The organism is Phaeodactylibacter xiamenensis (assembly GCF_965229835.1).
In the GTDB taxonomy this organism is placed as follows: Bacteria; Bacteroidota; Bacteroidia; order Chitinophagales; family Saprospiraceae; genus Phaeodactylibacter; species Phaeodactylibacter xiamenensis.
Genome location: NZ_OZ245931.1, coordinates 4377496 through 4403984 on the forward strand (window position 1 = coordinate 4377496; position 26489 = coordinate 4403984).

Annotated in this window: 25 protein-coding genes; 20 read left to right on the plus strand and 5 right to left on the minus strand. The window is 48.9% G+C overall.

Annotated elements, in window-relative coordinates; all coding sequences use genetic code 11:
* Positions 1-19 precede the first annotated feature (19 nt).
* From ACO08I_RS16660 to ACO08I_RS16670, 3 genes are all read right to left on the minus strand, one after another.
* Complete coding sequence (locus ACO08I_RS16660; protein ID WP_421946529.1) at positions 20-898, minus strand: hypothetical protein; 879 nt, start codon at positions 896-898, stop codon at positions 20-22.
* Positions 899-1037: 139 nt separating this feature from the next.
* Entirely contained in the window at positions 1038-2015 is a 978-nt protein-coding gene (locus ACO08I_RS16665; RefSeq protein ID WP_282773653.1) for a hypothetical protein, read from the minus strand.
* A 38-nt stretch (positions 2016-2053) separates the two neighbouring features.
* Complete coding sequence (locus ACO08I_RS16670) at positions 2054-2953, minus strand: hypothetical protein (RefSeq protein ID WP_282773651.1); 900 nt, start codon at positions 2951-2953, stop codon at positions 2054-2056.
* Between the two features lie 834 nt (positions 2954-3787).
* On the opposite strand from ACO08I_RS16670, the gene ACO08I_RS16675 reads away from it, so the two are divergent.
* The 20 genes from ACO08I_RS16675 (at position 3788) to ACO08I_RS16770 (ending at position 25674) form a co-directional block, all read left to right on the plus strand.
* The gene (locus ACO08I_RS16675) at positions 3788-5440 is read left to right on the plus strand and encodes a helix-turn-helix domain-containing protein (RefSeq protein ID WP_421946530.1); all 1653 of its coding nucleotides are present in this window, start codon (positions 3788-3790) and stop codon (positions 5438-5440) included.
* Between the two features lie 206 nt (positions 5441-5646).
* Positions 5647-6723, plus strand: a complete 1077-nt coding sequence (locus ACO08I_RS16680) for a response regulator (protein ID WP_282777016.1) — start codon at positions 5647-5649, stop codon at positions 6721-6723.
* A 70-nt stretch (positions 6724-6793) separates the two neighbouring features.
* On the plus strand, positions 6794-9037 hold the full coding sequence (locus ACO08I_RS16685; protein ID WP_421946531.1) for a PAS domain S-box protein: 2244 nt from the start codon (positions 6794-6796) through the stop codon (positions 9035-9037).
* Between the two features lie 10 nt (positions 9038-9047).
* The gene (locus ACO08I_RS16690; protein WP_421946532.1) at positions 9048-9710 is read left to right on the plus strand and encodes a hypothetical protein; all 663 of its coding nucleotides are present in this window, start codon (positions 9048-9050) and stop codon (positions 9708-9710) included.
* Between the two features lie 106 nt (positions 9711-9816).
* Positions 9817-10644 carry a transposase gene (locus ACO08I_RS16695; RefSeq protein WP_421946533.1) on the plus strand — a complete coding sequence of 276 codons (828 nt, stop codon included), beginning with the start codon at positions 9817-9819 and terminating at the stop codon, positions 10642-10644.
* A gap of 15 nt (positions 10645-10659) precedes the next feature.
* Complete coding sequence (locus ACO08I_RS16700; RefSeq protein ID WP_421946534.1) at positions 10660-12255, plus strand: PAS domain-containing sensor histidine kinase; 1596 nt, start codon at positions 10660-10662, stop codon at positions 12253-12255.
* 2 nt (positions 12256-12257) lie between these two features.
* Complete coding sequence (locus ACO08I_RS16705; protein ID WP_421946535.1) at positions 12258-14513, plus strand: PAS domain S-box protein; 2256 nt, start codon at positions 12258-12260, stop codon at positions 14511-14513.
* A 66-nt stretch (positions 14514-14579) separates the two neighbouring features.
* On the plus strand, positions 14580-15143 hold the full coding sequence (locus ACO08I_RS16710) for an RNA polymerase sigma factor (RefSeq protein ID WP_282777012.1): 564 nt from the start codon (positions 14580-14582) through the stop codon (positions 15141-15143).
* A complete protein-coding gene (locus ACO08I_RS16715; protein WP_421946536.1) occupies positions 15140-15736 on the plus strand; it encodes a hypothetical protein in 597 nt (198 codons plus the stop codon). The genes ACO08I_RS16710 and ACO08I_RS16715 overlap by 4 nt, the downstream gene beginning before the upstream one ends.
* Positions 15737-15857: 121 nt before the next feature.
* A complete protein-coding gene (locus tag ACO08I_RS16720) occupies positions 15858-16565 on the plus strand; it encodes a hypothetical protein (protein WP_421946537.1) in 708 nt (235 codons plus the stop codon).
* Positions 16566-16573: 8 nt separating this feature from the next.
* A complete protein-coding gene (locus ACO08I_RS16725) occupies positions 16574-17305 on the plus strand; it encodes a hypothetical protein (RefSeq protein WP_421946538.1) in 732 nt (243 codons plus the stop codon).
* Between the two features lie 11 nt (positions 17306-17316).
* Positions 17317-18027: a hypothetical protein gene (locus tag ACO08I_RS16730; RefSeq protein WP_421946539.1), complete on the plus strand. Its 711-nt coding sequence runs from the start codon at positions 17317-17319 to the stop codon at positions 18025-18027.
* A 38-nt stretch (positions 18028-18065) separates the two neighbouring features.
* Positions 18066-18728 carry a TonB-dependent receptor gene (locus tag ACO08I_RS16735; protein ID WP_282777007.1) on the plus strand — a complete coding sequence of 221 codons (663 nt, stop codon included), beginning with the start codon at positions 18066-18068 and terminating at the stop codon, positions 18726-18728.
* A gap of 12 nt (positions 18729-18740) precedes the next feature.
* Positions 18741-19439 (plus strand): hypothetical protein, encoded by a 699-nt coding sequence (locus ACO08I_RS16740; protein ID WP_421946540.1) that lies wholly within the window; start codon positions 18741-18743, stop codon positions 19437-19439.
* A gap of 80 nt (positions 19440-19519) precedes the next feature.
* Positions 19520-20239 carry a hypothetical protein gene (locus tag ACO08I_RS16745; RefSeq protein WP_282776177.1) on the plus strand — a complete coding sequence of 240 codons (720 nt, stop codon included), beginning with the start codon at positions 19520-19522 and terminating at the stop codon, positions 20237-20239.
* Between the two features lie 19 nt (positions 20240-20258).
* Positions 20259-20969 (plus strand): outer membrane beta-barrel protein, encoded by a 711-nt coding sequence (locus ACO08I_RS16750; RefSeq protein WP_282776175.1) that lies wholly within the window; start codon positions 20259-20261, stop codon positions 20967-20969.
* Positions 20970-20982: 13 nt separating this feature from the next.
* A complete protein-coding gene (locus tag ACO08I_RS16755) occupies positions 20983-21702 on the plus strand; it encodes a hypothetical protein (RefSeq protein WP_282776173.1) in 720 nt (239 codons plus the stop codon).
* A gap of 20 nt (positions 21703-21722) precedes the next feature.
* Positions 21723-22259: a hypothetical protein gene (locus ACO08I_RS16760; RefSeq protein ID WP_282776171.1), complete on the plus strand. Its 537-nt coding sequence runs from the start codon at positions 21723-21725 to the stop codon at positions 22257-22259.
* A gap of 110 nt (positions 22260-22369) precedes the next feature.
* Positions 22370-23164: a DUF481 domain-containing protein gene (locus ACO08I_RS16765; RefSeq protein WP_421946541.1), complete on the plus strand. Its 795-nt coding sequence runs from the start codon at positions 22370-22372 to the stop codon at positions 23162-23164.
* Between the two features lie 62 nt (positions 23165-23226).
* A complete protein-coding gene (locus ACO08I_RS16770) occupies positions 23227-25674 on the plus strand; it encodes an ATP-binding protein (RefSeq protein ID WP_282776166.1) in 2448 nt (815 codons plus the stop codon).
* A gap of 5 nt (positions 25675-25679) precedes the next feature.
* Here ACO08I_RS16770 and ACO08I_RS16775 read toward each other — a convergent pair whose 3' ends face one another.
* Positions 25680-26018, minus strand: a complete 339-nt coding sequence (locus ACO08I_RS16775) for a nucleotide pyrophosphohydrolase (RefSeq protein ID WP_044218755.1) — start codon at positions 26016-26018, stop codon at positions 25680-25682.
* 16 nt (positions 26019-26034) lie between these two features.
* Entirely contained in the window at positions 26035-26487 is a 453-nt protein-coding gene (gene dtd, locus ACO08I_RS16780; RefSeq protein WP_282776163.1) for a D-aminoacyl-tRNA deacylase, read from the minus strand.
* Positions 26488-26489: the final 2 nt, after the last annotated feature.

The window sequence follows — 26489 nt, forward strand, 5'->3', positions numbered from 1 at the left end:
GTTTTTGTGCTTTAATCGTTTAGCGGGTGCGCATGTAGATGTACAGGTTGATGTTTTTGGGGCGGGTCTCAGTGCCGCCTTCCTGAGGTATATCGTGGGTATGTGCCAGGATATTTAGGTTAGGCGGATCACCACTTTCCATAGGAAGAAAAGTAATAGCGTCAGGCCAACAAGTACTACAGCCGTAAACACCTCGCATAATGGATAATATTGGACTATTACCACCAGCAAAGGGGGGAGCGAGTCTGCTTGGCCATGAAAGTGCATGCTTATGTGCAGTAAAGCCATCATTTTGAAAAGAGCCTGGAATGGGCGTATTTCCGCGTTCGGAGTCATTGCCATTACTTCCACGTGCATCAAAACTCCGTAAAAAGCGGCCCCGGGCATCCGGTAGGCTTTGCCAGTTGGTCAGCCCGGCCAGTTTGCTTTCCGCCGGTAGTGCCTGCCCGCTCATCAGTTCCCAGCATGCGCCATTTTCGGCGGTAAATTCTTCAGGGCTGAGTACCGACATTTTCACATCGCCCACCGCACCGGTACAGCCCGTGAGCGCAATGGCATAGGGCGTCACCGTGAATGTACTGCGGGGGGTGAGCTCTACGCCTTCCACACTCACGCCTAAATAGACCGTATTTTCAAAAATCCGCTGATCAATAGGCGTAAGGCTACCTAAGTAATGCTGGTAAGCACCACCGGATACCTCAAGGGTAACGGTCTCTGACCATAGCGCCTGATTGCTGACAGCATCCGGGTACAGCCGGAACGTCATTTCCTGTGGCCCATCCTCCACCGGGAAACCATCGGCATCTTTCAGTACGCCCTGCGCATCCAGCATGGGATGAAACTGAGCGGAAAGGCTCAGGGTGAGGGCTATAAAAAACAAGGTCAATATTTCCTTCATGTTCTGTTTAGTTTGAGGCCCGCAACGGGCTATATGAGTTAGAGGACTGCCAACAATTTGCCGGTTTAGGTGCAGATTCACAGACCCTTGCTGCAAGCGCCTGGAAAAATACCAGCTGACCGCGATAATGATGATTGCATTAACGAATACGGATGTAAGTGTATAGGTTGATGTTATCAGGACGGGTCTCGCTACCGCCTGTTTCAAAAACCTCGTGCCCGTGCATTAAAATATTGGCCGTATTGTTATCGTCGTTTTGAGGGTTAGGATTAAAATTAATGGGGACGCGAACATTGTTATACCCTGAGCCGCAATTATCACAAGATACATTTTGTATCGATGCTTGTGTGTAAATAGAGCTTCCTCCTCCTGCTTGAATTGGCATTCGAGAGGATCCATCTAGTCCATTCTTGTTGACAGACGTGTAAAAAGGGGCATCAATTCCATCTAATGCACCACTAGCAACCTCAACACCTATACCGCTATGCCTATGTATTTTGAACGTATCGGCCTGGTAGGAACCGGCAATGGGATTGGCTCCCCGGTCCGGGTCCAACCCGTTGCTACCTCTTTCATCTATCGATCGTAGAAAGGTGCCTCTTGCATCCGGTATTTCCTGCCGGCCCGTTGTGATCAGCAAGCGGTCGCTTTGGCTCAGTTCCCGCCCATCCAATTCCACCCAGCAATCCCCGTTTTCGGCTATAAACTGGGCAGGCGGCAGGGCAGACATTTTGATATCGCCCAGGGCGCCTTTGCAGCCGACCTGCGTCAGCCCGTAGGGTGCAGCCGTCAGTACGCTGCGGGGCGTCAGTTCGACACCGCCTACCGCAATACCCAGATAAAGCGGTTTGGAAAAGATACCGGCATTGATGGGGTTTTCACTGCCCAGGTAATGATTGTAAATACCGCCGGTAAGGTTCAGCTCTACGGTCTCCGCCCATATTGAGCTGCCTCCCTGCGCCTGCTCGTACAGCCGGAAGGCCATCACCTGTGGGCCATCCGGGAGGACGGTACCGTTGGATGTTTTTAATGCACCCTGTATATTCAGCAGATACGGAGACTGAGCGGAAAGCATCAGCACACTGCTCATGCTTAGGATTAGAAAAGTCAACTTCATGGTACAATTGAGTTTGGCTAGTGCAAGGATAGGGTTCTTCATCGGATACGGATATAGGTGTAATAGCTGGTATTTTTGGGGCGGGTTTCGCTGCCGCCCGCTTCGGCAATTCGATGTTGATGCATAAATGGATGTTCGAAAATTTGTTGACCTGTATTCCCCACCTGGAACAACCAGATACTACTATAACAGTTCTCACATTTTATATTTCTGTATTGTGCTTTCAACCGTTCCATTTGGACAGGTAAAGGGGTGTTATTTGTACTGTTATAAGTTGGTATACTCTCTCGATCGGAAGGCCCTACTTCATGGGTATGCGCTCCAAAGCTATCCCCCTGAAAGGAGCCGACGGGCGGATTGGGCCCCCGGTCCGGGTCGTTGACCCCGGTGGGGTCGTAACCCCGGATGAAGCTGCCCCGGGCATCGGGTATGTTTTGCCAGCCCTTGATCTGTGCGAGGCGGTCGCTGCTGTTTATGCCCCGCCCATCCATCAATACCCAGCAATCCCCATTTTCGGCTATGAAATCTTCAGGATCCAGGATGGACATTTTGACATCGCCTACGGTCCCTTTGCAGCCCAGGATTTCAAGTACATAAGGTGCAGCTGTCATGGGAGTACGGTTGGAGAGTTCCATCCCATTGGAAATCGTAGCCAGGTAGAGTTGTTGGTTGAAGATGGCGGGGTCAAGCGGAGTAGCGCTCCCCAAATTATGGTTGTACAGGCCGCGTACTATGTTGACCTCGGTCGTTTCTGACCAGAGTTGGTTGCCAGCTTCAGCCTGATCGAACAAGGCAAAGGTGATCGTCTGAAGGCCATCAGGAACGGAAGCGCCCTGCATCGTCTTCAGGGTGCCCTGAATATTCAGCAGCGGCCCTTCCTGCGCCAGCAGGGCTATGCCCAGCCCAAAACTGAGCAGAATTGTGCATATTCGTTTCATGTCTTATCTTAATGAGATTAGTGATAAAAACTTAGTGTTGCCCGGTCGTGTCTGAGTTGGTGTTGTTTGTTGTATTTGGTTATCGGGGGGGGGATAACATTGTGAACAAACGTATTTGAAATACAAAAGCAAAGTATCTTAATACCTGAAAACGGGTGTCCCAATACCTGAAAAAAAAGTGGGACACCATGAAGCCTCCTGATTTACAGCATATTAAAATACTTTTATTTTCAAGAGGAATGATCCGTTTTTTTCCTGATCAAAATGGCAGCCAGCATTTCGCAACCATTGAAAGCCGTACTCCCGGGACTTCACACTGGTTATACCGACGACGAAGTAGTTTGGGACCAAACATGACTTCGGGTCGGCATACCTGTGCGTACCGGCATAATCGTGCGTCGGGTTTGTGCATTACGCCCAAACCTCTCCGTTCCGAGTATAGTATACTGACGATTAAGTGGTTTGCCACAGCAAACCTACTCAATGCTCGCCCGTGTCCCGTCGCCTTTGGGCTTTGACCACCTTAAAGGCAGGAGGGTCAGCATTTACGCTGAGAAGTGGCTTGCGCCTGTCCTGACAAGCTATGCTTCGTCAGTGGCCGATGTCGCAAATCCAAGATCCCAGACGATGAATGTCTGGATCAACGACCCGACATTTATCGTTCCCCGTGCTGGCCGTCAGCGCCAGTAGGTGACCACTTCGTATTGCGTATAACGAAGCCATACAGCGTGGAAGATACGTTTCCCAGATAGGTGTCAAAATTCATATCCATCTGACCAAAATATGCCTGATAAACCCTATTTTTGGCATAACTAATATCCCGTTATTACAGATATGCACGACATAACCAAGGTACTCCTGACCGCATCAGGGCTATTCCTAATGAGCCTCCATAGTTGGGGGCTTACCCCAGGACAGGTAAAGCCTTTACCGACAGATACCCTGCTGAACCGGGCACTTTCCCTGCTCCCGGACTATGCAGACTCCAGCGCGGCTTATGCTGAAGCTGTACTAAGGATTGCCATAGATGATAACGTAGACTCTTTACTCTTTAAATCCAATCAGTTACTGGGATACGCCTACTACTACAAGGGTGATTACAGAAAGTCAAATTTTTTTTATGAAAAAACCCTGGGCACTCAGTACATAGCGACCCACCCTCAGGCAGCAGCGTCTGTATACAATAACATAGGTATCAATTACGAAATCCTGGATGAGTATGATAAAGCCATCGATACCTATCTACAGTCTATCCTCGCCGAAGAATCCATTGGGAATATGGACGGGAAGTATATGACATGGATCAATCTAAGTATCTTATCTGTGAAGATCAACGATATTAAAGAAGCTAAACGCTATGCCAGGGGAGCCCTGCGGTATTTTGAAAGCCGCCAGGACAGTATACAAATCGCGCTTTGCCATCAAAACCTTGGTGTTGCGTACACAATGGAGCAGAAGTTTGACTCGGCAATGATTTATAACCAGCAGGCGCTCAGTTATTACCTGGAACAAGACCTGAAGTTTGATTATCTCCAAATACTATTCAACACTGTAGTTAATCATTTACAGCAAGGAAATCTGGATCTGGCCCAATACTACCTCAAAAAGGCCCAACCATTTAGGAGCTACATTGATTCTGATATCCTGCTCAGCGGTACTTACAAATTGTACCAGGGGCGGTTGATGCTGGAAACCGGAAACGGGGCAAAGGCCAGGGTGAAGCTGGAGGAAGCTTTGCACCTATTGAAGCAGACCGATATCAAAAACTACCAATTAGAAACCCTGGACAACATCCTTAAGTCTTTCGTACCAGCAGCTCAATTACCCGGGTACAAAAACTACATGAATGAATTCCGTAGAATTAGATCAGAGATGTTCTCCCAGGAGGTAGCTTCCAATCTCAGTAAAGCGAAGGTAGAGTTTGACGTTGCTATACTGGAAAAAAACCTGGAACTACAGGAAGCTCAAACCCAACTGCACCAAAGGCTGAATCAGGGGCTGTTGATCATTCTAAGCCTAATCACCGCGGCTGCTTTGATTATCTATCTGCTTTGGCGTAAACAGCGTAGCCAAAACAAGGCGCTCTTCCAGTTAAATCAGGATTTGACCGAAAAGTGGAAGATCAGCAATCTGCAGGCTTACCAAAAGCATGGCGACTTATTCCAGGACATCCATAGCATCATGGAAGACAAAAAGCTGTACGCCAACCCCGATCTGACCATAAATACGCTTGCCTCAGCTATTGGCAGCAATCAAAAGTATGTAAGTGAAAGCATCAATACGCACCATGGGGGCAACTTCTTCCAGTTTGTTAATGCTTACCGCATAGAACATGCCAAACAACTGCTGCTCCGGCAACCAGAGCTTACTATGGAGGCCATTGCTGATTCTTCCGGGTTCAGTAGCCGGTCTACCTTTTACCGGGCTTTCAAAAAAGCTACAGGGATGTCGCCCGGAGCTTATGCCGAGCAGGGCAAGTATAAATAGCTATGAAACAATGTTTTATAACAAAAATACAGCTATTTTTTAGCCTTCCTGTTTTTTTGTATATTTGGCATCAGAATTGGACTCCAGCCGTTTACACCTATCCCTCCCCAATCATCCAAAACTAGATGTTTCTTTGAGTAAAGTGTCTTATGATTATGCCAGGTAAACTTTACTTATATTGTTTATAATTGATATGCACAAATTCTATGCAACCAAAAGACAAAATTCTCCTCATTGAGGACGAAACATCCATACGAGAAACACTCGAAGATTTAATGCTTGCCCGGGGCTATGAGTATGTCAGCTTTGACAACTCCGAAGATGCCTACCTCTACTTAATGAACAACCACGATATTGATCTGATCCTTAGTGATATAATGCTGCCGGGCCGTAGTGGGCTGGATATGCTGGACAGTATCCGGAGCCGGTCTGATTTTGACCTCATACCCGTGATTCTGCTCACCGCCAAAGTCGAAGAGGAGGATGTCCGGAGAGGGATTCAAAAAGGAGCAGACGACTATATTCGTAAACCCTTCAAAACCAAGCACCTCTACGCAGCGATTGCTACACAACTGGAGCGTTATAAGAAACTCAGAACCTCACAGCAACGCATCAAAGATACCGTTGATGTGCAGGACGAGCTGCTCGAAAGTATAGCGGTCATTAACAGCCACTGGGTGCGGGCTCCGCTGACCAATATTTTTGCCCTGCTCAATGTAGCAGAGGAACAAGGGCAGCCTATCAAAGACCAGGAGCTCAAATATATGCGTGCCCAGCTGGAAACACTGGACGAAATGCTCAAAGCGGTAGCCGCTCAGGTCAATGGCTACCGGGCAAGTGGCAGCTTCCGCTTCCGGGACTTCCGGCTCCCCTCGCCGGAAGCAAACATTGTTGCTGTGGATGATGACCCTATGCAACTGACGCTCTTAAAATTCCTTTTCAGGAAACACCTGCCTGATGCCAATCTTACCTGCTACAGCAGTCCGGAAGAAGCTCTGGAACGCATCACTTCTGATGCGACGCGCCCTGACCTCCTGATCACCGACCTGCAAATGGGAGACATGAGTGGTTTTGACCTGGTAGAACAGTTGGTGCAGCAAGAGATTCACCTACCCGTTTTCATCCTGACCAGCAGCATGCATGCTACTGATATCGAGAGGGCTATGCAGTACAAGAATATTTATCAGTTTTTGCAAAAGCCTATTGATGGCCAAAAACTCAGGCAGGTTTTTGCTCCGTCTTCCGAACGCAGCGGAAGCATTCAGGCCTGGAGCTCTGAGTAACAGGCTAAGGTCTGTTGCTTACCTGGGATACAAAGCACTAGGGAGCATACTTAAAAATCGCTGAACAAATATGCAAACCAACAATAAAGGCGGTGTAATAGCCCTGGCTCAGCTCATGGACCGCACCGCCAAAACTACGTACTACTTCATCGCTCCTGACAAGGATACCTTTTTCCTTAGCCAAAATTTGCAGCAAGCTCTTTCAGCTTCATCTCAGTGGATTGGCGCTACATCTTTCCTGGCTTTTTTCGATGAAAAGGTAAACCACTGGATAAAAGGACAAATACCAGCTTCAAAAGCGAGTGCCCTGCCAGAGGGGTACAGCACTCCAATAAAAGATTCCTCCCCCCCGCTTAAGCTGACGAGCCTGAATCTGACATCATTTCATTTGGGCTCACTGAACTGCAGGATTGGGCTTTTACAAGTAGAATTTAACCTGCCTGAAGTAATCACCACGGGCTATCCACTTGCACCTGAGGCTGTTTTTAAGCAACTCCGTTTTGGCCCTCTTATCGACAGCGGCTTGTCAGGTATATTCTTTACTGATACCAATCAGAGACGTTCTTATATCAGCCCGGCTTTCAACACATTCCGGGGTTACAGCGCAGAAACCGTACCCATTCCCTGGGAGGAGTCGATCTTAGAACAGGATATGCCACTTGCCATGGCATATTTAGAAAAGATAGCCCAGGATACAACGGGCCAGCCTTATAAAGCGATTTTCCGGCATCGGCATCAGGCCGGGCATATCGCGCACATCATGGCTGTTGCCCAGTGCCGGACCACCTTCGACGGCAGCCCCTCCGGAGAGGTGTTTGGACTGTGGGTGGATGTGACTGAACAGGAAGAATTGAAGAACAAGCTCGAAGTTGCCGTTTTGGAGCAGCAAGCTACAAGTGACTATCTGGAACGCTTGCTGAACGGAGTACCGGAAGCCATCGTGGTACTGGACCAGCATACCGGAACCATTATGGACTGTAACGAGGCCGCGGCCGATAAATTTGGCTACAGCAAACAGGCACTCATCGGAAAACACCATTCCATCTTACAGGCTACCGGGCAGGATAATCCCATTAGTAAAACTCTTGAGCGGCAATCCAATATATCCGATACTTATACCTTTCTCAGGCATGACGGGTCTTCTATGTACCTTAGGCTCACCTATACTGAAGCCCAGCTTAAAGGCAAAGCGGTCTACATCATGACTTTTGCAGATATAACAGAGATAATAAAGGCGCGAAAAAAGCTCAAACAACAGGAATCCCTCTACCGGCAGCTGATCCAATATTCCAGTGAATACATCACCATTATGCGCCCGGACTTCACTGTGCTATGGTCGTCGGATAACTTTTCTAAATTATTGGGAGTGCCCCAAAAGCAGCTTTTGGGGAAACAGCTAAATACGTTTGCTCATCCAGAGGACAACAAACGAGTGAAGGCGGTATTCAAAAAAGCAATGGAGCGCGGGGAAAAGGTCATCAATTTTGAGGGGCGGTTCCATACTGCTAAGGGCGAATATATTTGGATGAAGAGCAAATCCGTTTTACTAACGGACGAACAGGGCGAACAGAGAATATATACTTATCGCCAGGACATCAGCCAGGAAAAAGCCATTGCGGATGAACAGATCGAAATCAGCCGCCTTAAAAGCGAGTTTGTGTCTATGACCAGTCATCAACTGCGGACACCGATTGCAGTATTTGCTTCCAATTTAGAACTGCTGGACGGTCTGCTGAATGAAGAGCATCCGGCTGCCCGGCGCATTCTCAACCGGCTCCAAAAGGAATCTGATCGTATGGTCCACCTGCTGGACGAAGTGCTGCTCATCAGCCGCCTGGAAAGCGGCAGGCTGGAACAAGCAACTCTGCAGAAAGTTGACCTCGTTTCTGTAATCAGAAATTTTTGTGAAAATGGAATGTGCAGTGTTAATCAGGTCCGAACAGTTCTACCTGAAGAGCCAGTATATGCCCGGCTCGACAAGAGCCAGTTTGAACATATCCTGATGAACCTGATCTCCAATGCACTTAAGTATACGCCAAAAGATCATCCAAAACCTGAATTAATCCTCAGGGTGGACAAAGAGCGCAGCGAAGCTATAATAGTTGTTCGTGATTATGGCATAGGTATCCCTAAGGAAGATCAAAGTAAGCTTTTCCGTCAGTTTTTCAGAGCTAAAAATACGGTCAATATCCCTGGTACCGGGCTAGGCCTTTATGTAGTCAACCGGTTTGCTGACCAAAACAACATCAGAATTAACCTAGACAGCCAAATCAAGCAAGGCACCAGGATAGAACTAATCGTCCCAACGCTATAAAAAAACAACGATGCACGTTCCCCAACATGAAATCACCATTCCACCAAATGAAGAGCGGGCACTCCTGGAGACATACCCCTACCTCCAATCCTTACCCGCTTTTCTGTTGCTCTCCTGCGGGCACATATGGGTAAGCCCTGCACTGGCTTCAGAATATCCTGTACTGGGCGAGCAGTTTTCAATTCACAAACTCACCCGGTTTTTACCAGAGCCTCAGCGCAATATACTTGAGCCTCTGGTCCATGACCGCTACCGGCTGCTGGCCGCTACCTTTGACCAGAAAATCCCGCTTCTGCCTCCATTAGACCATACCCTGCTTGCTATTCGTCAACTCTTTTACCATGACGGGCCCAACTGGCTGGGCATACTGTACCCAAGCCAGTTTACAGATCGCCCGAAAGCAGGTATTGCCCCTGCTGTACCACCACCCATCACCGACTTTGAGCCCCTGCTCCAATCCAATGACATAGGCTTCTGGCAATTTGACAGGCAAACCCGGCAAGTCTATTTTTCAGATGCCATATACAAGTTGCTGGGATATGCACCGGGTGAGCTCAAGTCTCCTGTAGAAGCCATATCCCCCACTGACTATAACCTGGTACGGGTCATTTTAGAAGCCATGATTCAGTATCCCGCCCCTAAAGACAATAAATGCGAATCAAGAGCAAACTAAAACGTAGAAGCAAGTTGATTAAGTTTGTGGAATGCGACTTCTACAACTTATCGAGCTATACTTCTACGTGTGCGAAATATACGAACAAGAACTACAATGGTACTGTATGCGGCACACAAAAAACCAGTCACCGCCTAAGTTTACAGACTCTGAGCTTTTATGCAGCTACCTTTTTAGCCTTGCCTACGAGCGCAAAACAAGGGTTAAGGACGCCTATGAGTATATAAAACACCATTGGGCTGACTGTTTTCCGGAGCTTCCAAGTTACCAGGCTTATAACGCCCGGCTTAACCGCCTAGCTAGTGCATTGCCTCATTTGGTAGCCCATTTAGCTGCCCGTTATTCTTTTGCCTGCACAAAAGGCAGGGCTTCTTTTTTGCTTACTGACTCCATGCCTATCATAACGTGTAGTGGCAAAAGGGCTGGCAAGGTAGCCAGAGAGCTATGCGACAAAGGCTATAATTCGACCAAAAAGATGCACTACTTCGGTGTTAAGCTGCACGGGCTTGGTTTTTCACGCTCTGGTGCTCTACCTGTAATAGAGTCTATGCAAATTGGGCCGGCTTCAGAACATGACTTACAAGCACAGCGGCAGTTGTTGGAACAGTATGCCCATTTCCCAATTTTTGGGGACAAAGCCTTTAACGACAGCGAACTGGAGCTAATTTGCCAAGACCAGGGCGGAGAGTTGATGTGCCCAGTCAAATATAAGCGAGGGCAACCTCAGCAAGACAGGCAGCGCCACAAGGCGGCTGACGACCTTTATTCAAAAGCTGTTTCTAAGATTCGGCAGCCTATTGAATCCTTTTTTAATTGGCTTATCGAACATACTGATATTCAGAGAGCTAGCAAAGTTCGGTCATTGTCAGGGCTTATCGTCCACATCTTCGGCCGTATCGCAGCAGCTCTAATTTTGATAACTCAGCTAAATTGACATTTAGCTCTTGATTTGCATAATAAGATAGAAGTTAACTTCTGCCATAAATCAGGATCTTCGATCCCCATTTTATTCACCATCCATGCTGAGGGTACAAGATACCTTGGCACTTATCACAGTGTGGAAGAGTCTGCGGCTCTCCGCAAAGCGCTAAAACGGGTCACCGAGAAAGCAGAACTGAGGGCATACCGGTTTCAGGTTTTGTTTGATACCCTACCTGAGATGGTCTTCATAGCAGATAAACAAACCGGGACAATAATCAACTGCAACCGAGTCGTCAAAGACAAACTTGGCTACGAACCGGAAGAACTAACCGGGCAGCATTTCACTATACTTCTTCCTGAGGGTCACAAAAACGAAGGGCTTGCGAAATTTAATAGTGACAGTACCGCTCATTCCTTTTTGATATTCACCCTACGGACGAAAAGCGGTCAATTGGTAGATACGCAGATTTCAGAGACCATTATTGACCACTATGGGAAACCGGCACGGCTGACTATCTTCTCAGATAAAACCAAGCTTGTGGCAGCCGAACGGCGGGCAGAACGACGGGAACGGCAATACCGGCAGCTCATCAAATACTCCAGCGATGTCATTTCTATCAGCAGCAAAGTATTCCGGATACTTTGGGTGTCAGACAATATAAAAAGTAAAATAGGCTATGCTTCTCATGAAATGATTGGCACCAAACTACTTGACCTGATACACCCGGAAGACTTGCATCCCGCTACACAGTACCTCCTGCAACAAATTGAGCAGGATCAACCTGAGTTTACCTATACTGCCCGGTACAAACATAAAGACGGGCACTATCTGTGGCTGGAAAACCATACTATCCGCACCGTTGATGACGAAGGTAAGCCTATTGGTATCACCTACAGCCGGGACATTACGGTACAGGTCGAACTACAGGAAAAAAGAGCCGAAATGGACCGCCTGAAGCGCGAGTTTGTCTCCATGGCCAGCCATCAGCTTCGTACCCCAATGGCTGTTTTTGCTGCCAATTTGGAAATGCTCATGGAAGCAGAAGAGGCACAATCCCCTTTCTTGAAGCGTATCCTCTCCCGCATGGAACGGGAATCCAACCGTATGGTTAGCCTTGTGGATGATGTGCTTGCCGTAGGTAAGCTCAACTCCAATGAAGAAATACAGGCCAATAAGACTCCTGTCGAAATTGTAAGCTTCCTGCGCCAGATTCTCGCTGATGAATCTTTTTATTTTAAAGAAGCTCCGATTGTGCTCCGTAGCGAAATACAAAGTGGAGAAATTATAGCTGATGAAGAGCAACTGACTCACCTTTTGCACAACCTGCTCTCTAATGCCATTAAATACTCTGAGCACCGCGACCCGCCAGAGGTCCACACCTGCCGACTAACAGATGGCAGGATTCAGATCAACATCAAAGACCATGGCATTGGCATTCCTGAAATGGACCGCCCAAACCTCTTCCAGCAATTTCACCGGGCGGCCAATGCCAAAAAAATTGCCGGTACCGGTCTGGGTCTGTATATTGTCAAGCGTTTTGCTGATGCCAACAATATCCACATAGCAGTTAACAGCAAAGAGGATATAGGCACTACCTTCTCCTTGACCTTTAACAACACCTAGCTATGCACGAGCAAACCCGACAAATAAAAGATTCTCCCAATACGTTAGTTCGTTTGCTCAATGATATGTACAGCGAGCCCGGTCAGTATGTTAGTGTGGTATCTTCAACTACCGGATCGCATTTTTGGGGATCGGGCTTTCAAGAGCTCTTCACTACTCACCACGAAGCAGGCCCCATAACTGATAATGCTGGTTTACTGCAGCAAATCAAGCCCGGATACAGAGAAAAAGTCCAGCAGTTGCTCGCCCCGGATTTCGCCATGCAAAATAAGCCCATCACTATAGAGCTAAACAACGGGATACAGTTGACGGTGCGCTGCTTTCGGTACCAGTCAGAAAAGGACACCTTTAATATTCTGGTGTGGTCACGTACGCACTGGCCGGCCGGTTACCAGCCGGCCCAACTGGCGCACTACCCGATGTCCAGTGGGCTGTACGAAGAGCTGCTGGAGGTGTCTCTGGCTGGTTTTTGGGACTGGAATATGGTCACCAACTACGAATACCTCAGCCCCCGTTTCAAAGCTATGTTTGGGTATGAGGACCATGAAATGGAAAACCATCCCAGTGCCTGGCAAAAGCTAATTGATCCGGAAGATGCTAAGGTGATGTTTGCTGAGTTTGATAAGCACATTGAGAGTAAAGGAGCTTATCCCTTTAGCGTACAGGTCCGATATCAGCACCGGAAAGGCCATTTTATTTATATTTTATGCAGTGGCAGGGTAATCAGCTGGGGAGAAGATGGCAAGCCACTGCGGGCTATTGGCACACACGTAGACATTACAGAGCAGGTAAAGGCGCAGAAAGCACTGGAGGAAAAACAAATCGAGTACCAAAAGCTCATAGAATATGCTTCTGATATTGTGGTCATCACTGATGCCCAGGGGCAAATCGAATGGGTTTCGGATAATGTGGAGCGGCAACTGGGGTATACCCCGGCAGCCGTTCAGGAAAACCGTTTCTTCCTCGGCTATCTGCACCCCGATGACCAGGACCGTGTGCTGGCAGAGGTAACATTATTTGCAAGCAATAAAGAGGAAGAAGGCACTTATACCGCCCGGCTGCTTAACAAAGATGGCGTATACCGATGGTATGAGGTCTTTCTGCACTTCTTCTATAACGAAACCCGGCAGTTTGAGCGGGTATTCAACTACTGCAAGGATATCCACGAAGCAAAAATAGCCAATGAGGCTCTTGCTGCTCAAAAGGAAGAATATGCTAACCTGATCGAGTACTCTGCGGACATCGTAGTCATTTATGATGAGTACTTCCGTATATCCTGGGTCTCCAACAATATTGAGTACCGGTTTGGGTATAAGCCCGGGGAGGTCCTCGGTCAATCCTATTCGACATTCATACCCCCTGAGCAGGAGCAGGAAATAATACTCATGTTTCAGAAATGGATAAAAGACCGTGTCGATACCGCCGAATACACCGGGCGTTTCAGGTTGAAATCCGGAGAAATGCGCTGGTTTAATGTTTACCTCCGCTTTTTTTATGACGAACATGGCAAACCGGAAAAGGTCATTAATTACTGTAAAGATATCCACGAACAGCGCACCGCGCAGCAAGAGCGGGAGGCCCTCAACCAGCTCAAATCAGAGTTTGTCTCTATGGCGAGCCATCAGTTCCGCACACCTATGGCCGTATTCGCAGCCAACCTGGAAATACTTCAGGGCATGGAACAGGCAGAAGACCCTTTAGTCAGGCGCATCCTGGACCGGATGTCTATTGAGTCAGACCGGATGATCAAGCTGGTTGACGACGTTCTCCTGGTCAGCAAAATGGACACTAATGGTGAAACTGCCAATCCCGAAGTCGTTGACCTCATCGAATTGGTGGAAAACCTGATTCAGCAGCTTTTGCCCGGACTCGGTGACCGCTCCATAGAGCTGGACACTGCGCTGGAGCACGTAACTGTAAAAGCCGACCGTACCCAACTGGAACATATCCTCAAAAACCTTTTAGAAAATGCTGTTAAATACTCTCCCGGTAAAGCAGACCCTGTAATTACAATATGGGAAGCACCATCAGGTGAAGTACAAGCCGCTGTAACCGATTTTGGCATGGGTATCCCTGAAAATAATATTGAGGGCCTGTTTCAGCAGTTTTACCGGGGAGACAACGTCAAAAATATTGTAGGTACCGGGCTGGGGCTGTATGTCGTCAAGCGGTTTGCAGACCTGAACCATATCAAAGTGGAAGTGCGCAGCAAGCTCAAACAGGGCACCACTTTTACCCTTACTTTTCAGGAAGAGTAAAAAAATTCCACTTTCCCACTCACCCTTTCCCATTGCCAAACGATAGTATAGGTAAAACAGCCACCTATGCCAATCAGTGCTAACAGTACGGACGAAGAGCTGCGGCGGGCCTGCCTGAAGGGCGACCGGCGGGCGCAGCAAGCGTTGTACCAAAAGTACTATGGCAAGCTATTGGGTATCCCGATGCGCTATACAGGCAATCAGGCAGAAGCTAAAGATTTGCTCAATCAGGCATTCCTTCAGATTTTCCGGAGCCTGCCAGACTACACCGATTCCGGCAGCTTTGCGGGGTGGATGTCTACCATTACCTTCCGGGTGACGATGGACCACCTGCGCATGGAGCAACGCTACCGGGAACGCTACCGTATGGAAGTGCCTGAGCGGACCGCCATTGACAGCCGTATTGAGGGACAGCTTGAGGCAGCCGATATCTTCCGCTGCATACAACAACTGCCCGATTACCTGAGGGTAGTATTCAGCCTGTACGTCATAGATGGCTACCAACACAAAGACATTGCAGCCATGATCGGTATCACTACCGATACCAGTAAATGGCGCCTGCGCAAGGCCCGCCAACTGCTGCAGGCTGCCCTGGAACAAGATTATTTAAACAACGATCAGTCGGCATGAAAGACGAAGCACAACAACCTTGGGAAGCACAAGTGCGCCGGGTGGTCGAAACGCACGAATTTGACTACGACCCGGCAGCCTGGGCGGGCATGGAGCAGCTCCTGGACAGCACTCCGCCCGCCGCAGGTAGCAATGCTGGAAATTGGTGGGCAAGCGCCTGGAAATGGCTGCTGCCGGCCGGCTTGATACTGGCTGGGGGGGTATGGTGGGTGATGAGCCGACCGGCGCCGCCTTCATTGCAGGGCAGCTTGCCGGTAAGCACCGGAAAGGAGGATATTCAGCCTGATAAAGACAGGGAGAACGATGCAACCCTTTCAGAAATACCGGAGCGGGAAAACAACCTCAATCCGGGCATAACTTACATAAAGCCTGTTCGGACCATCCCGGTTACACCCTTTCGTATCGTAGCTACCTATGACCCTGGCTTGCCTGCTGTAAAACGGGTACTTCCTCCGGAACTCCCATTGTTACCCGCACGGCAGCTGCCAAAAGTTCTGATGCCAACGACCGTAAAGCAAGAGCCCATGGAAGTTGGGTTCAAAAGAAAGCGCAACCGAAAAGCCCTGTTCCCGGAAATTTTTGAAAGCTACTAGTGCGACTAGACCGAACTAATTGATAGTATTTCCACGCTTAAGCCTTGTCGGGTGCGTAGCCTTTAACTATCAAAAATTTACGGCTCAATCCACTAGTATCCCGTACTAAACATGACCTGATATGAAAAGATACCAATTGCTGTTTTACTTCTTTCTATTATCCGGGATCGGTTTCAGCCAGGAAGCAGCCCTATCCCGCTGGACAGTAGGGCTGGAAACCGGGCTCAACTTCAGGGTAAGCTGCCCGGAATGCCCCCACTTTAGCAATGATCATCTTGGAGATGCAGTACCCGTTGCGGCACGCACCTCCTACCGGTTATTGTCGTGGCTAAGTATGGAGGGCGCTTTTAGCTATCAGGCTGCCCGGTACAGCCAACTGGCTGGGCTCAATTCGGGGGTGGGTGTTTATGACCTGGAGTTTCGTCTACCAGCATTGCACCTCACCGCAGGGCCAAGGCTTCAGGTACGGATAGGGCAGGGGGACCTGGGGCTGGAATACCGCATGGGATTACTTACTTACACTCAATCGGTGCAAGTACATGACAACACAGGGTACGCACAACGCTTCAGCTACGACTGGCAAACCGCTATTGCAGAAGCCTGGCGCCTAAGCTATACCTACTGGCCTACCGCCCGCATTGCGGTATCCGTCAACTATGAGTTGTTCACTTCCCGGAGTGGTGAATACCTGAATCTGGACGCCCGGTCAGCCGAACGCTTGCCTGACAGCCCCGCTCTGCAAGGTGCACTTCAGCCCCCCACAGATACATTTTGGTTCAACAATTTTCATTTTTCTAACCTCCTGATAGGGATTCACTATCGGCTGTAAAACCGTGAATGATGGAAAAACATCTATTCCTGCTGTTCATAATATGGAGCTTTATTCTGCCTAATTCCAGCTTTGCCCAAAAAGAACCTAGTGCAGGGCTGCGCCTTCAGGTACATGCTCCGGTGGTCCATTGGCTGCAATTTGGGCAGGGCTCTGGGGCTGCAGCATGGGCAGCAATTCCACTTTCCACCCAGGGCAGCCTTGAATTTTCGCTGGGCTATCAGCATTTCAGTGGTTACCAGCGTGGCTTAATTACAATCAATGAAACCATTAACCCATACGAATACTGGCGGTCCACACACAACTTGCAGCTTGATGGCATAACGTTCTTTTCAGCAGGGATTAGTTATGAATACCAACTGACTGATAGCCGGTGGTCTGTTCTTACAGGAGTTCGTTTGTCCAGGCTTATTCGCTCGGAAGGCTTTCAGCAGATCAGTACCAGGTACCAGCAACAGCGCATACAGTCCAGTTCATTCATCAACTCGTTGAATGTTGATATAGATCAGAACCATCAAAGTGGGGGCCACACTCAGGCTGCAGCCCCCCTTAACGAAGAACAGTTAAATTTTTTCGATTGCGGGCTGCAGGCTGCACTAAGGTACCGGCTTGTAAAAGGGCTGACCGCGGAGGCAGGTATTTACCAGGGGTTAATCAATCGGTGGTCCGACAACTACAGCGACCTGAAAAAACTTCACATCACCTCATTCAGCCTGGGGCTTTCTGCCCGGATTTTTTAAACCCGAAATCTATGAAAAAGCTAATGCTATTTTTAGCCATACTGAGTTGTACAACCTGCCAGGAACCTACTCTTGAGGTACGAATGACTCAGCAAAGGGATTCCTTTTATTTCCGGTTTGAAGTAAAGGATACGATATCCGAAGACTATCAATATGTGGATTACACGCTGGGAGACTCGATATGGATATCCGACCGCTTCGATACCGCCTACCACTATATCACCTGGCACAATCAACTTGAAAACATAAACAGCACCCATTATTTCCAAACGGGAGTGTCAGAGGTCCGATCTTTCTCGGTTAGCGAACCTCTTTTTGGCTTTGGTTTTGCAATTCCTGGGTTGGAGCCAGGGAAAATACCCTCGGAAGCAATACTTGAGGACTTTTTTTACCCGGGCCGTAGCATCCCCTTTGGTCTGGGGCCTGAAAAAGTAAATGCTCTTTTAAGGTTACAGATTGGTAATCCTGCCTTTGGTCTCCCTTCCCAAACGGTATTTCTATATGAACCCTACGGTGAACTAGTGATTCAGGAGGTGGAAGACTATGAAATGCAATACCGCACCTGGCCCGAAGAGGTACGCAGAGGCAAGCGTATTACCTCCACCTTTGAAGGTGGCATTGGGGTATACGCACCTCAACCATCTGTAGATGCTGTTTCGTATACCGATATTGCCATTGACCTTCGAAACGGGGAAGCCGTATTCTTCATGCCATACGAGTAGTTCACCTCCATCAGATGCGCACCATAAAACCATGAGTTATGACAAGACTATTTCTAATTACAGTACTACTTGCTCTGCAAGCCTTTGGGCTCTTCGCCCAGCCCATTTCCTTCGGGCTTACCCCACGGCTGGTAGCACCGGTTGTAACCGACGCTAAAATCGGTCAGGGCTGGGCGGCAGAAGCCTGGTCCAAAGTCGAAATCGGCCCCGGCAACGGACTAAAGTTGAAATTGGGCTACCAGCAGATTGGCGATTATAACAGCGCGGTGGAAACGAAGCGCACCTATGTTTTTCCTGACCGCACCATTAGACAAACAGAGTCCGCAAGAATAAAGGGGCTGGAGACCTGGTATGTGGACCTCTCTTTCTGGCAGTATACCTGGGACATCAAAAGCCGATGGTCCTTTGAGCTGGGGGCACGGTATAGTTTTTCCACCCAGGCCCGGGGACCATATGAATTTAGGCAATCCCTGGGCTTTGGATCAGGGCGGTTCTTCAGTGGAGGCTTTGGTGAAGAGATGCTCAGAGGGCATGACTTTGGGCTCCACCTTTCCGGCGCATTTGAGCTCTTCGATGGATGCTGGCTGGAAGCACAAGCTTATCAGGGGCTGCTCAATCAATGGAAGGATTTTGAGGATTTCGAAGGCCCCACTGTTTACGTCACTACGCTATCTGTCGGGCTGGCTTTCCGGCTGTTCTAAACCAAGTTAATCATGAAGAATCTATACTACTTTTCGCTCACACTTGTGATTGCTGCGCTTGCTTCAAACTGTGAAAAGGAACCACCCCTGATCACTTTTGAAGAAGTTTATGTCTCCCCTGTTTACACCCAGTTTGAATACCGGGATACGGGACAGGTCGATTACACCCTTCAGGAATACCGCCTGGGCAGCTTTCTGAATTCGGACACCCCGGTCTACCAATGGAACGAATGGGACAAAGTCACCAGCCGGGGCCCAGCGCTCTTAGTCGACATCAGAGAACGGTTGGGCTGGAATAATTTTTACCGATTTGGGCTGGAGTTTTGGGCAACACCGGGGGAAGAGGCCCTGTGGTCGGAAGCCCATTTGAAGAAAATGTTTGAACCGGGCAGTACTTTTTCATTCGGAGAGGGGCCTGGAAAAGTAGACCTCAGTTTTGCGCACCGGGACCCGGATTTTTTCGAGGATGAGCGCTCAAAAGCTTCTTTTCTGAAGCAGCCTGACGGGCAATTGTCCGTTACACAAACCGAAGACTACAGCTACACCTCACCCGGACAGGAAACGGTTAGGGGCATGCTGGTGCACTGCACTTTTGAAGGCAGCATCGGACAGTATGACCGGTTTGAAGGGGCCTGGCTTGATGATTTTACCACCAATACTGCACTGGAAATCAGGGAGGGGAAAGCTACCTTTTTTGTCGCTTACCGATGATGGTATTTGAAAGTGCTTTCGGGGAATCCATTAATAAGGAGAAACCGCTATTCCAATTTTTTCAAAAAACAGACCATGCGATGAAATACATATACCTCACTGCCCTCGTGCTCTTACTGCCCCTTGCAGGATACAATCAGGAGAGTTCCAAATCCCGTTGGACATTAGGCGTGGAAACTGGCTTCAACTTTGTGACTGACTGCCTGGTGTGCAGCTCTAATCAACACCACAATAATACGCTACCTTATGCCATTCGGGCAGAGCACCGCATCTTCCGGTGGTTAAGCCTGCAATTCAGTCTGGGCTATTTCAAAACCACACACGACCGCTTAACCACCACGGAATTCGGATTAAGCCTGGCAGAAAATGCTTCCGCTGACCTTTCTTTCCAGCTCCCTACTGCCACTGCAACCATTGGTCCCCGGCTTCAAATCCGTATTGGGCAGGGTGACCTGGGGTTGGAGTACAGAAGCGGGCTGCTTACACAGACCCTGCAGGTACAGGCTACAGAACTCAACGGGCGGTCCCACGGATTACAACATGACTGGACCACTGCCCGGGCTCAAGCCTGGCGGCTAAGCTATACCTACTGGCCAACGCAGCAGTTGGCTATTTCGGTAAACGGGGAAAACCTCAGCGCCTGGAACCTTGGCTATCCAGAGTTAAAGGGCGACCTCAACAGCCTGCTACCCGAGTCCCCTTACCTGCATAGGCTACTTAGTGAACCTGATCGGTACATGGGCCTCGTTGATTACTTCTGGATGTCTACGCTTACCATTGGAATTCATTACCGGATTTGAAATAAAACACACTGTGACAATGAAAAAGTATTTAACATTTACAATGCTGTGCATTGGGCTGGCCGCTACCGCTCAAACTTCTGGCATTAGGGTAGGTGCAGCCTTACCCTTTATAGAATCTTTTAGGTTAGGTGCCGGCAGCAGCGCCGAATGGTGGGTAAACTGGCCCATTGGAGACTACCGGCAACTCCATATGGCACTAGGCGTGCAGCACTATGCCGGCTATCAGGCTGGTATCATAGAACACCATAACCGGTTCGGCCCTACGGAGCTTCTTATCAGTAGCAGTCAATTGGAACTTAATGCCCTCACTTTTGCTGCCCTGCAAGCTGGCTACCGATGGGAAAATGAAAGCAAATGGGCGTGGACATTGGGCGTCCGGGTGGGATATCAGTTCCACAGTGAAGGCTTTACAACCAGCCAGCAACGGTGGTATTCATTTAGGCGCAATAGCCGGGACCCATTGGTTCCAGAACTGTTCCCGGAACTGGAAATAAAGGAATTCAATGGCAACCGCAGCAGCCGGGGCAGTAACTTCACAGTGAATGATCATCTCCGACGGTATGATGCCGGACTTTTGACAAGCTTACACTATCGGATTACAGAGGGGCTGGAAGCTGAGGCCAGCTATTACCAGGGTTTATTCAATCAGTGGAAATCGAAATCAGAGGGGCCACCGGTACTGAGGGTCACAGCTGTTTCTTTTGGCCTTTCTCTTCGTCTTTTTTAAAAATAACTCCATCATGAAATACGTACACCTGCTCTTTTTTATCGCACTGATCTCCTGCCAAAAAGAAACCGTTGAGGTCCGAAACACCGTAGAAACTGCGCCCTTTTACTTCCGGCTGGAAGCCAGGGATACCATGCATGAAGAATTCCAGTCTGTTAACTATGGCCTTGGCGAGATCGTGCATATATATGATTCATTTTACGAAACGGAGTATACATTTCCACTCATCTGTGATCAGAATTTGGTGTATCGCGGGGAACAGCTTGTATTGCAGATAGGCATGTACTCGGGAGACAATAACTATTTCGGTCGGCAGTACCCCTTTGTTGGGATTGAATTTACCCTGCCGGGCTTACAGCCGGGCAAGCTGCCTACCCGGGAATCGGTAGAGCAATTCTTCCATGCCGGCCGCACCTTTGAGGCCGGCATAGGACCAGATAAAGCCAACCTGCTGATGCGTATGCAAATTGACAACCCGGTTATGGTATACCCTTCCCAATCCGCCTACCTCTATAAGCCATCCGGCACACTAACCATCACCGGCATAGAAGACTATACCTATGAATTTCAGATGGAGCCAAAAGGTATACTGCAAGGTAAACGAATCACCTGCCAATTCGAAGGAGCAATTGGACGTTTTCAGGCCGGCATGCCCAGAGATGAGTTTCCTTTAACTGATGCTGCAGTGGAGATCCAAAATGGGGAAGCTGTGTTTCTGATAGCGTATGAATGAAAACTTTAACAAATCATACCATGAAACAAATTTTTATACTAATCGTGCTCACGGCTTTTTCCTACTGCCCACTCCCTGCTCAGGAAAGGTATGAGCTACAGCTACCCGATGATCATAGCCGCCTGTGGGCAAATCCAGTCTGGAAGGGGAAGCAGGATACCATACGATGGGAGCAGACTTTCAGAGAAGGCGGATTTTTCTGGCGGGATTCCCGCTACAAGGTCAGTTTTTCCGACGGGGAAAGTTTGTTATTCCATTGCCCCAGAGGTCAGGGCTGCCGGGTGATGGACTTAGATAGCGTTCAGCTCGTCGAACGAACCGAGCGGCATTACGTCCTAAAGGATGGCACCCTGCTCCGCCTGAAGTTTAATCTCAACAATACCCGCATCCGCGTATTCAACCCCAATCGAAGGCTGATTGCAGAAGCCCGGACCAGACACCGCATATTTCGATTTAAACACGAACTATATATTGAGCTGTACGAAGACGTAACTTTCCGAAAAGAGTTACTTGTACAGCTGAGTCGAGATATGGTCAACCGGGCGCGCAGACGATAAAAAGCTACCGGGCTGAGTGCGTTTTTGAATACCCTTGGTGTTTAGGATCCGGAGAGAGCAGTTTAAACGCTATTCCTTACTTTTGCAGCAAATTCAAAGAACTGCTGCTGATGAGAAACTGCCTTTTCCTTTTACTGTTTATGCCTGCTTTCCTTTCTGCCCAGGTCGTCAATACCGAAAAGCTCCGCTCCACCAATGAAGACGGCTGGCTGGCAGAAGCAGGATTGGATTTCGGGCTCACCCGCAACAAAGCCGGGCAAACCCTTAGCCTGGGCAGCCGCCTCAGGTTGGAATACGATACAGACAAAAGCCGTTGGATGGTGCTGGGTGCCTACAACCTTACTCAGTTTAGAAATGTGGAAGACCCTGGCAGCGTGCCCCGCAATTTTGCCAACAATGCCTTTGGGCACCTGCGGTACAACTACCTCGCCAATGACTGGCTGACCTGGGAGGCCTTCACGCAGTTTCAATACGACCAAATCCAGCAAATTGATGCAAGGGTGCTGACCGGTACAGGCCCCAGGGTGAAACTGCTGCGCACGGATAGCAGTCAGTTGTTCTTTGGGCTACTGTATATGTATGAGCACGAAGCCTCCATGGATGTTTTTGAAGCGCCGGAAGAACGGAGCGTGAACGTCTTCCTGTATGACCACCGCCTGAGCACCTACCTGTCCGGTGGTTTTCAGGTCACGGAGACCTTCAACATCAACCACGTCACCTATTTTCAGCCCAACCTGGCTGACTTTGGCGACTTCCGGATCTCCTCCGAAACAAGTTTAACCTTCAAAATCAGTGAAAAACTAGCGTTTCGGACCTATTTCCAGCTGATGTATGACGAGCGCCCGCCGATACCTGTACCCAATACAATGTATAGCCTCAGCAATGGCCTGGAGATTGCCCTTTAACTTTCGGTTTTACTGATTGAAACTGTATCTTTACGGCTCATTAAGATTGCACAACGTCAAATATGCGCCAGGAGAACTACTATTTAGAGACAGAGCTTCGCTCTTACTTTTCCACTAATCCCGGCCTGTTCCAATTTATTGAACAAGCAGCATCCGATGGAATTTGGTACTGGGACCTTGAAAACCCGGAGGAAGAATGGATGAATGCCCAGTTCTGGCGTACCCTGGGCTATGATCCAAATATAATGAGCCACACTCCTCGGTCTTGGCAGCAGCTGGTGCACCCTGATGATCTCTCCCCATTATTGGATGATGCAGAAAAAGCATTAAAAGACCCGTTGTTCAAATTTGAGCGCAATGTCCGCTACCGGCATCAAAAAGACTACTGGGTTAGAGTCAGGTGCTTCGGGATTGTTCTGAAAGACGAAGCAGGCAACAATACACGTATGCTAGGCGGCCACCGCTACCTCGGTGCCGTCCCTGACAGCACAAAGCTTCAACTACCAGAAGACTTTTTGCATCATCTCCTCCCCAACCTCCCCGGTGAGTCTTACAAATACCGCCTTTACCCGGATGGCAGCGATGAGTTTTCGTTCTTCAGCCCGGGTGTTAAAGCAATCTTCGGGATCCCTGATGATATTAATACCATCACAGAAACCCATGAAATCTGGAAGGCCGTACATCCCGAAGATGTGACCAAGCTGGAAACCGCTATTCAAACCTCGGCTGACAATCTGAGTTTGTTCCAGCTCGAATGGCGCATCCGTACAAACCTGATCACCAAATGGATCAGTACAACTGCACAGCCTCACAAAAACAATGACGGCAGCGTAGAATGGTATGTTTTTGTTAGTGACATTACAGACCGGAAAAAGGCAGAAGCGGCACTGCATACACAGCTCCATATGCAGGAAACCCTGCGTGAGATTTCCACACAGCACATCAGCCAGCCGTTGGAAGATGCAGGTGTGACCATCAATCAGGCACTGGATGTCATCGGGCGCTTCGTCAACGCAGACCGGGTCTATATTTTTGATTACGACTTTAAAAAGCAAACCACCAGCAATACGTATGAGTGGTGCGCGGAGGGTACCGAACCTGAAATTGACAATCTTCAGGATGTCCCCATGAGCCTCTTCCCGGACTGGCTTACCGCGCATCTCAACGGTGAGGTTATGCACATTCCGAACGTACAGCAGTTGCCTCATAACGGGCTCAGGGAGGTACTGGAACCACAGGGCATCAAAAGCCTGCTGGCAGTCCCCATGTATCAGGGCGACCGCTGCGCCGGTTTCGTGGGATTTGATTCTGTAAAAAGCTACCACGTTTATACCAAGCAGGAAATGGAATTTCTTCGCCTTTCTGCTCAGGTACTGGTCAATATCCTTTCCTATACAGAGGAACGCGCCAAGCTGCTGGCCAGTCAGCAGGAACTTCAAAAACTTACCCAGAATGTACCTGGCGCTATCCTGAAGTTGCAAATGACGCCGGAAGGCAAGTTCTCTGTACCATTCCTCAGTGAAGGTGCCCGCCGTCTTATCCCCAATTTAAACCTCGACCAGGTACAGAACAACCTTGAAGAGCTCCTGCTCCATATCTACCACGAAGATCTCAGCGGCTTTTACCATAACCTGCTGATTTCCTCTGAGCAGCTTTCCAAGTTCTATATGGAATACCGGGTTAGGGCTCAGGCTGAAACGCTGCGCTGGCACCGTATTGATATGCGCCCGGAGCGGGAGCCCAATGGCGTCATCACCTGGTACGGTATTGTGCTTGATGTCTCTGAGCAAAAAGAAATGGAACAAATCAAGAATCAGCACCGCGAACTCAAAGACAAATACAACGAAGTAGAAAATTTCGCATTTATCGCTTCTCATGACCTCAAAGAGCCGCTACGGACTATCAGCAGCTTTAGCAGGCTACTCAAAAAACAGTATAAAGACCAACTGGACAAAAATGCTAACGAATACCTGCAGTTTATCTCTGATGGAAGTATACGGATGAGCAAACTGATTGATAGCTTGCTGGAGTTCAGCCGTTTGGGTAAAAACAGTACGCAGGAGTATATCAATTGCGAATCTGTGGTCCGGGCTATTATGTCAGACTATGATACGATCCTGCAGGAAACCAACGCGAAAATCACTTTCTCCGGCCTACCCGAAATACGGGGTTATCCTATTGAGTTCCGGCAACTCATACAGAACCTCATTAGCAATGCCATAAAATTCAGGAAACAGGACGAGCAACCTTTGGTACACCTTAGTGCCGAGCCTCACGAGAATGGATGGTTATTTGCTGTGCGGGACAACGGTATAGGTATTCCTAAAGAACACCAGGAACGGATCTTCGAGATTTTCAGCCGGCTCCATAGCCGCAAAGACTATGAAGGGACCGGCATCGGACTGGCTAACTGCAAAAAAATAGTGGACCTTCACAATGGCGATATTTGGGTGGAGTCAGCACCCGGGGAAGGCAGTACCTTTTATTTTACAATTCCCCACCAGGAGTAATGCCCTTATCTCAGCTTCTCATTATTCGCGTGCCGGTCGGCATCCCGCTTCGTCTTTTTGGCAAGGTTCTGGTGTAGCGCTTCGGTGAGGTCCACGCCGGTCTGATTCGCAAGGCAGATCAGTACAAAGAGTACATCCGCCATTTCATCTGCCAGTTGTTTCGGGGCAGCCTCGGCATCCTCCGGGCGCTTGAAGCTTTGCTCACCGTACAGCCGGGCCATCAGCCGGGCCATTTCTCCTACCTCTTCCATAAGCACTGCGGTATTGGTAAGCTCATTGTAGTAGCGCACGCCGATGGTCTTGATCCACTCGTCTACGGTGGCTTGGGCTTCGCGCAGGGTCAGTTCTTGCGGCATAGGGTTATTCGCGGTTTTTGCTGTCAATGAAAATGGTGACCGGTCCATCATTGAGCAGGCGCACTTTCATATCCGCACCAAACTCACCCGTCTCCACCGTACGGCCGGAAGTGATTTCCAGTATTTTGATAAACTTTTCGTACATCGGTATGGCATATTCCGGCCGGGCAGCTCCCATAAAAGAAGGGCGGTTGCCTTTTTTTACGCTGGCGTGCAGAGTAAACTGGCTGACTGCCAAAATATCGCCGTCCACATCTTTAACGGAGTGGTTCATCTTGCCTTCCTCATCGCTGAAGATGCGCATTTTGGCAATCTTACTGGCAAGCCACTCCAGGTCTTCATCCGTATCCTCGTCCTCAATGCCTACAAACAGGAGCAGCCCGTGCCCAATTTCACCGACGATCTTTTCGTCTACCGTTACCGATGCTTCACTAACACGTTGCAGAATAATTCGCATAA